Source organism: Bradyrhizobium genomosp. III (assembly GCF_000261705.1).
Taxonomy (GTDB): domain Bacteria; phylum Pseudomonadota; class Alphaproteobacteria; order Rhizobiales; family Xanthobacteraceae; genus Bradyrhizobium; species Bradyrhizobium ottawaense.
Window position 1 is genome coordinate 1 of the sequence record NZ_AJQF01000460.1, and the last position, 7,696, is coordinate 7,696.

10 protein-coding genes are annotated in these 7,696 nt (G+C 65.8%); all 10 read left to right on the plus strand.

All coding sequences use genetic code 11. The annotated features are described in order from the left end of the window. The first annotated feature begins 508 nt into the window (after positions 1-508). Positions 509-1,027 carry a transcriptional regulator LdtR gene (ldtR, locus tag IC66_RS0136490; protein WP_018320040.1) on the plus strand — a complete coding sequence of 173 codons (519 nt, stop codon included), beginning with the start codon at positions 509-511 and terminating at the stop codon, positions 1,025-1,027. Between the two features lie 200 nt (positions 1,028-1,227). Next, complete coding sequence (locus IC66_RS0136495) at positions 1,228-1,464, plus strand: hypothetical protein (protein WP_028144415.1); 237 nt, start codon at positions 1,228-1,230, stop codon at positions 1,462-1,464. A gap of 55 nt (positions 1,465-1,519) precedes the next feature. Beyond that, positions 1,520-1,741 carry a hypothetical protein gene (locus IC66_RS0136500; RefSeq protein WP_028144414.1) on the plus strand — a complete coding sequence of 74 codons (222 nt, stop codon included), beginning with the start codon at positions 1,520-1,522 and terminating at the stop codon, positions 1,739-1,741. 258 nt (positions 1,742-1,999) lie between these two features. Further along, entirely contained in the window at positions 2,000-3,298 is a 1,299-nt protein-coding gene (gene glyA / locus IC66_RS0136505; protein WP_038950913.1) for a serine hydroxymethyltransferase, read from the plus strand. A gap of 15 nt (positions 3,299-3,313) precedes the next feature. After that, a complete protein-coding gene (nrdR, locus tag IC66_RS0136510) occupies positions 3,314-3,796 on the plus strand; it encodes a transcriptional regulator NrdR (protein ID WP_011087793.1) in 483 nt (160 codons plus the stop codon). Further along, on the plus strand, positions 3,793-4,941 hold the full coding sequence (gene ribD / locus IC66_RS0136515) for a bifunctional diaminohydroxyphosphoribosylaminopyrimidine deaminase/5-amino-6-(5-phosphoribosylamino)uracil reductase RibD (protein WP_038950914.1): 1,149 nt from the start codon (positions 3,793-3,795) through the stop codon (positions 4,939-4,941). The genes nrdR and ribD overlap by 4 nt, the downstream gene beginning before the upstream one ends. After that, the gene (locus IC66_RS0136520) at positions 4,941-5,552 is read left to right on the plus strand and encodes a riboflavin synthase (RefSeq protein WP_038950915.1); all 612 of its coding nucleotides are present in this window, start codon (positions 4,941-4,943) and stop codon (positions 5,550-5,552) included. Before ribD ends, IC66_RS0136520 begins: the two co-directional genes overlap by 1 nt. A 107-nt stretch (positions 5,553-5,659) precedes the next feature. Beyond that, complete coding sequence (gene ribH, locus IC66_RS0136525; protein WP_028144410.1) at positions 5,660-6,151, plus strand: 6,7-dimethyl-8-ribityllumazine synthase; 492 nt, start codon at positions 5,660-5,662, stop codon at positions 6,149-6,151. 4 nt (positions 6,152-6,155) lie between these two features. Then, entirely contained in the window at positions 6,156-6,653 is a 498-nt protein-coding gene (gene nusB, locus IC66_RS0136530) for a transcription antitermination factor NusB (protein WP_028144409.1), read from the plus strand. A gap of 157 nt (positions 6,654-6,810) precedes the next feature. Next, a partial coding sequence (thiL, locus tag IC66_RS0136535; RefSeq protein ID WP_038950916.1) for a thiamine-phosphate kinase occupies positions 6,811-7,696 on the plus strand: 886 nt, incomplete at its 3' end.

Sequence of the window (7,696 nt, forward strand, 5' to 3'; positions counted from 1 at the left end):
TCTCGTGCCCCGGACGCAACGCAGCGCGCCGCACTTGCTGGCGTTGCGTTGCAGAGCCGGGGCCCATCTCTCCGCGATCCCGCTTTTGGCTTTCTGGGTCCCGGCTCTGCGCTCCGCTTCGCTGCGCTTGTCCGGGACACGAGATCGGAGCGCGCGGAGTTGTGCCGGTTTGGTTGACCGTTGGTTGCCTAAAATTTGCGGTAAGTTTTCGTTGACCGGCCGGTTCCGCCACAGCCGTTACGCGCCCGTTTCGAAACGAAGCGGGGCTGTTCTGGAATGCGACAGTTGCGGCGGACGGAGGGTGAACAGGACCTTGCGAAGGTCAACAGAGCGTTGCGAAAAGTGCTTGTGGCACAGGCTTAATCCGCAATTCACTGTCTTAAATTCATGATCTCTTTATTCTCTTATTTAAGCCGATCTTCAAACGAGCCCCTTAAGTTGCACCTATCAGACGGGACACAAGTTTCGTCGAATAAGTGTCGATAAAAACGACAACAGGGGAAGTGTCATGATGAAAGCCGTCGCAACTGCGGCAGATACCGCAGAGCGCGTCTCCGGCCAGCAGGGTTCGGTGCAGTCGCTCTATCTGGAAGCTTTGACTCTGGTGGAGCGGCTGCATCGCCGGCTCCTCGACGTGATCAAGGACGAATTCGATCGCCGCGGCCGCGCGGACATCAACTCGGTGCAGGCTCTCCTGCTCTACAACATCGGCGACAAGGAGCTGACCGCGGGCGAGCTGCGCACGCGTGGCTACTATCTCGGCTCCAACGTCTCCTACAATTTGAAGAAGCTCGTCGAGCTCGGCTTCCTCGATCATCAGCGCTCGCGCGTCGATCGCCGCTCGGTGCGCATTCGCCTGACCCCGCAGGGCCAGGAAGTCCGCCGCATCGTCGATGCGCTCTACCAGAAGCACGTCAAGACGGTGGAGCAGGTCGGCGGCATCTCCGGCGAGGAATTCTCGACCCTCAACAAGTCGCTGCACCGCCTCGAGCGGTTCTGGACCGACCAGATCCTGTATCGGCTCTGAGTTTCCAAGGGATAAGGCCAAGCCGGCCCGCAACAAGACCGGCAAGCCGCCCGAACGTGCCTCAACTTCCCCAGCGCGCCGGCCCGGAGTTGCCCCCGGACCGGTGCGTTTTGCATTTTGCACCTGCGAAGAAAATTTTGCGACCCCGAGGAACCAGTTCCGGGCTTGGCGCTTATCTCCTTCGGATCGGAGACAGGGCGATGCTGGTCGAGCGCGGGTTGCAGGCGATGAACGTGGAACTCGTGAGCGAGGCCTACGCCATTGCCGCGAACTACCTTCGCCGGTCCGGCGCGATTGCCGATACGCTCGTGACCGACGAACATCTGCTCGGGATCATCATCAAGCTGCTCCAGAACGGGGAGTTCAACAAGATCCGGCTCGCCAACACGGCGATCGCCCGGTTCCAGGCGCAGGCCGAGGCCCGCGCGGTTGCCTGATCAACAGTCGCAAAATACCGACGAACCCAGAATATCGCACGAACCAGAGGGTGCCATGGAAGCCGCCATCGACCGCATCATGCAGACCTATGACCTGCTCGCCAACCGCACCGCTGCGGCCAGCGAGGAGGCACGGGCCAAGGTCACGAACTACCTCACCACCCTGATGGAAGCGGGCGAGAAGGACCCGCACAGGTTGACGGTGTGCGGCCTGACTTATCTGCGCCAGCTCGACGGCAGCGTGGACCCTGTGAAGGCGGGGTATACCGGGCTGTGATAGACAGCCGGCGGCTCCACGGATGAGGAGTTAGGGCCCAAAGCGGCCCCATTCGGGAGGGGTGGACGGGCGGCTCCCCAGAGCCGGCCCAAGTGCCGAAAACCGCCACCCTCCACCATATCTTGCATAAATATCAGGCCCGACCCGCAAATGCTTGGCCTGTTGCGGGCGATGTGGTAGATCGCGCGTGCTTCCGATCGCCACACCAGACCCGCCCGTAGCCCGCCAAAAGGCTGCGGCGGTGGAGATATTCGCAAGATGACTTCAGCAAAAACCGCCTCCGCGCCCGATTCGTTTTTCACTGCCTCGCTCGAGCAGGCCGACCCGGAAATCGCCGCCGCCATCAAGGGCGAGCTCGGCCGGCAGCGCCATGAGGTCGAGCTGATCGCCTCCGAGAACATCGTCAGCCGGGCCGTGCTGGAAGCGCAGGGTTCGGTGATGACCAACAAATACGCGGAAGGCTATCCGGGCGCGCGCTACTATGGCGGTTGTGAGTGGGTCGACGTCGCCGAGAACCTCGCGATCGATCGCGCCAAGAAGCTGTTCGGTGCCAAATTCGCCAACGTGCAGCCGAACTCCGGCAGCCAGATGAACCAGGCGGTGTTCCTGGCGCTGCTGCAGCCCGGCGACACCTTCATGGGCCTCGACCTTGCGGCCGGCGGCCATCTCACCCACGGCTCGCCCGTCAACATGAGCGGCAAATGGTTCAAGGCCGCGCACTACACCGTGCGCCGCGAGGACCAGATCATCGACATGGACGCGGTCCAGAAGCAGGCCGAAGAGGTCAAGCCGAAGCTGATCGTCGCGGGCGGCTCGGCCTATTCGCGTGCCTGGGACTTCAAGCGCTTCCGCGAGATCGCGGACAGCGTCGGCGCGTATCTGCTGGTCGACATGGCGCACTTCGCGGGCCTCGTCGCCGGCGGCGTGCATGCCTCGCCCGTGCCGCATGCCCACATCACCACGACGACGACGCACAAATCGCTGCGCGGTCCGCGCGGCGGCCTGATGCTGTGGAATGACGAGGCGCTGACCAAGAAGTTCAACTCGGCGATCTTCCCGGGGCTGCAGGGCGGCCCCCTGATGCACGCGATCGCGGCCAAGGCGGTCGCCTTCGGCGAGGCGCTGCGTCCGGACTTCAAGGTCTACGCCAAGAACGTCGTCGAGAACGCCAAGGCGCTGGCCGAGGCGATGAAGAGCCACGGCTTCGACATCGTCTCCGGCGGCACCGACAACCATCTGATGCTGGTCGATCTCAGGCCGAAGGGCCTGAAGGGCAACGCCTCGGAGAAGGCGCTGGTTCGCGCTGCCATCACCTGCAACAAGAACGGCATTCCGTTCGACCCCGAGTCGCCGTTCGTGACCTCCGGTATTCGTCTGGGCACGCCGGCGGCGACCACCCGCGGCTTCGGCGTCGCAGAATTCCAGCAGGTCGGCGGCATGATCGCCGAGGTCCTCAATGCGATCGCGCAGTCGGACGACGGCAAGGCGCCGCTGGTGGAAGCCGCGATCAAGGAACGCGTCAAGGCGCTCACCGATCGGTTCCCGATCTATCAGTAAGGCTGGGCCACGAGGATGCGCTGCCCGAACTGCAATAGTCTCGATACGCAGGTAAAGGACTCGCGTCCGACCGAGGACTCTTCCGTGATCCGCAGGCGGCGCGTGTGCGTCGCCTGCAATTTCCGCTTCACCACCTTCGAGCGCGTGCAATTGCGCGAGCTCACGGTGATCAAGCGCAACGGCCGCCGCGTGCCGTTCGACCGCGACAAGCTGATGCGCTCGGTGCAGATTTCTTTGCGCAAGCGGCAGGTCGAGCCGGAGCGGGTGGAGAAGATGGTCTCCACCATCGTGCGCGAGCTCGAGACCGGGGGCGAGGCCGAGATCTCCTCCGAGGTGATCGGCGAGACCGTGATGGAGCATCTGCGCACGCTCGACGACGTCGCCTATGTGCGCTTCGCCTCGGTCTATCGCAATTTCCGCGAGGCCAAGGATTTCGCCGACGTGCTCGGCGAGCTCTCCGGTGAGGAGGAAGCGCGGCTCGCCGCGATCCGCAAATGATCTTCCGTATCCTGGAGGATCAGTTCGCGCAGAAGGCCCGCGAGGCCAGGGACGCCGATCGCCGCTTCATGGAGCTGGCGCTGGCGCTCGGACGCCGCGGGCAGGGACGCACCTGGCCCAACCCGGCGGTCGGTGCCGTCGTCGTCAAGGACGGTGTCATCGTCGGCCGCGGCTGGACCCAGGCGGGCGGGCGTCCGCACGCCGAGCCCGAAGCCCTGCGGCGGGCCGGTGAGACCGCACGCGGCGCCACGCTCTACGTCACGCTCGAACCTTGCTCGCATTTCGGCAAGTCGCCGCCTTGCGCCGATGCGGTGATCGCGGCCGGCATCAAGCGGGTGGTGGCGGCGATCGAGGATCCCAATCCTGAGGTCGCGGGGCAGGGCCATGCGCGCCTGCGCGCCGCCGGCATCACGGTAGATGTAGGCCTGTGCGCGGCGGAAGCCGCCTTCGACCATGCCGGGCATTTCCGTCGCATCCGGGACAAGCGCCCGCATGTGATCCTGAAGCTGGCGGTCTCGCCCGACGGCAAGATCGGCGCCGCCGGCGGCAAGCCGGTCGCGATCACGGGGGAGGCGGCGCGCAATCGCGTGCATCTCCTGCGGGCGCAGAGCGATGCGATCCTGGTCGGCATCGGCACGGTGCTGGCGGACGACCCGCTTCTCACCTGCCGCCTGCCGGGCATGGCGGCGCGCTCGCCGGTGCGCGTGGTGCTCGATCAGAGCCTGCGCATTCCCGGGGGAAGCAAGCTCATAGGCTCCGCGCGCGAGACGCCGCTCTGGGTGATGGGCTCCGACCTTGCGGAAGCCGCGGCAGCAACACGTCTCGGCGCGACCGGCGCGCAAGTGATCCGCATCCCGCCGGCAAGTGCCTCCGGGCTCGATTTGCCGGCCGCGCTGCATGCGCTGGCCGGGAAGGGCATCACCCGCCTGATGGTCGAGGGCGGCAGCCGCGTTGCGGCTTCGTTCGTCGCGGCCGACCTCGTCGACGAGATCTGGCTGTTCCGCGGCACGGAAGCGGTGGGCAGCGGCGGCGTCGATGCGCTCGATGCATTGCCCCTGTCGAAAATCACGCAGTCGCAGGCCTACAAGGTTCATGCTAGCGAAACATTCGACAAGGATACTCTCACCATCTACGAGCGCGCGTAATGTTCACCGGCATTGTCACCGATATCGGCGAGATCGTCAGCTTCACGCCTGTGGCGCAAGGGCAATTGCACCGGCTGCGCATCGCCTGCCGCTACGATCAGACCACCATCGCCGACGGTGCCTCGATTGCCAGCAACGGCGTCTGCCTGACCGTGGTTGCCTCCGGCGTCGCAGGCGGCAAAACCTGGTATGACGTCGATGCGGCGGCCGAGACGCTGGCGCTGACCACGGCAAAGCACTGGAAGCTCGGAACGAAGCTCAACCTCGAGCGCGCGCTCAAGATCGGCGACGAGCTCGGCGGGCACATCGTCGCCGGCCATGTCGACGGTATCGCGACCCTCGTCAGCCGCGAGGATCTGCCCGACATGGCGCGGTTCGAGCTCTCGACCAAGCGGGAGCTGGCGCGGTTCATCGCCACCAAGGGCTCGATCACGCTCGACGGCGTTTCGCTCACGGTCAATACGGTCAGGGACGTGACTTTTTCGGTGCTGATCATCCCGCACACGCTCTCGGTCACGACGATCGGTGGCTGGAAGGCGGGGGACGAGGTCAATATCGAGGTCGACCTGATGGCCCGCTACGCGGCGCGGCTGACGGAAATGACGGCGTAGTCGTCATTCCGGGTTCGCTTCGCGCCCCGGAATGACAGTCTTTGAACTTGGCTTACGTGCCCGCGGCGACTACATAACGCGCCGACCCCAGTAAACGGATTGAGACGATGGCAGACGCGCGGCGCGCACCCCTGAAGGACCAGACCGACATTTCCGGCGCGCGCGCGCTGATTGTCGAGGCGCGGTTCTATGACGATCTCCAGGACGCGCTTCTGGACGGCGCGGTGACCGAATTGAAGGCGGCGGGCCTGACGCATGACGTGATCACGGTTCCCGGCGCGCTGGAGATCCCTGCGGCAGTCGCCATCGCGATCGACGCGGCGGCGGCGAACGGAAAGCCCTATGACGCGGTGATCGCGCTCGGCTGCGTGATCCGCGGCGACACCATCCATTTCGAGATCGTGTCGCAGGAATCCTCGCGCGCGCTGATGGATCTTGCCGTGGCGCGAAAGCTGCCGCTCGGCAACGGCATCCTCACCGTCAACAATGAGGCGCAGGCCTGGGCGCGGGCGCGCGCCAGCGAGCTCAACAAGGGCGGCGATGCCGCACGTGCGGCGCTTGCGATGTTGCGCATCAAACGCCGCATGGCGCGGGCCTGAAGCCATGGCTGATCCCACCAAGAAGCCGGCAGGGCCAAACGAGAAGAAGGCGAACCGGCGCGGCGCGGCGCGGCTCGCGGCGGTGCAGGCGCTGTACCAGATGGATATCGCCGGCGCCGGCATCAACGACATCTTCGCCGAGTTCGAGAGCCATTGGCTCGGCAACGAGGTCGAGGGCGACACCTACCTGCCGGCCGAGGCGGCCTTCTTCCGCGACGTCGTCTCGGGCGTCGTGCGCGACCAGAAGAAGCTCGATCCCCTGATCGACGAGGCGCTGTCGAAGGGCTGGCCCTTGAAGCGGATCGAAGCGATCCTGCGCGCGGTGCTGCGGGCAGGGGCCTATGAGCTGGAGCACCGCAAGGACGTGCCGGGCCGCGTCGTCATCTCCGAATATGTCGACGTCGCCAACGCCTTCGTCGACCGCGAGGAGACCGGCATGGTCAACGCCGTGCTCGACCAGATCGGCCGCCAATTTCGCGGCGACGAGTTCGGACGGGGGTAGACATTCACTCCGCTGTCATCACCCGCGAAAGAGGGTGATCCAGTACGCCGCGGCAGCGGTGATTGATAATCGGCTTCGCGGCGTACTGGATCGCCCGGTCCTGGTGCGCAAGTGCGCACTGGCTGGGCGATGACAGCGAAGTTTGAGGCCGGCGCCGATGACGAACACGCAAAACCCCTCCGCCGAAGACTCCCTCATCGCGCGCTATTTCAAGCCGCTGGCGACCGATCCCGGCGCGTTCGGTCTGGTCGATGACGCGGCGGTGCTGTCGTCGTTCGGCGATGACATCGTCGTCACCACCGACGCCGTCATCGAAGGCGTGCACTATCTTGCCACCGATCCCCCTGACACCATCGCGCGCAAGGCGCTGCGGGTGAACCTGTCCGATCTCGCCGCCAAGGGCGCGACGCCTGCAGGATTCGTGCTGACGCTGGCGCTGCGCAGCAGGGAGGATGCCTGGCTCCAGCCCTTCGCGGACGCGCTGGGCGAGGACGCAAAGGAATTCGCCTGTCCGCTGCTCGGCGGTGACACGGTGTCGACGCCGGGTCCGCAGATGATCTCGATCACCGCCTTCGGCCGCGTGCCGCAGGGGCGGATGGTCGGCCGGACCGGCGCGAGGCCAGGCGATCGCATCCTGGTGACCGGCACGATCGGCGACGCTGCGCTCGGCCTCGACGTGCTCACGGGTGGTGCCGCTGCCGCAGCGCTTGCGACCGATCCGGCGGCAAGGGAAGCCCTGGTCTCCCGCTATCGCGTGCCGCAGCCGCGCAACCCGCTGGCATGGGCCGTGCGCGATCATGCGACCGCGGCGATGGACGTCTCCGACGGGCTCGCCGGCGATCTGACCAAACTCTGCGCAGCGTCCGGGGTCTCGGCCGTGGTCGACGTGGCAAGCGTGCCGCTCTCGGCCGCGGCAGCAAGCCTGATTGCCCGCAACGTCGTTTGCGTCGAGACGCTGCTTGCGGGGGGCGACGATTACGAGGTGCTGTGTACCGTTCCGCCCGCGCAGGCAGATGCGCTGATTGCCGCGGGGCGGGCGGCCG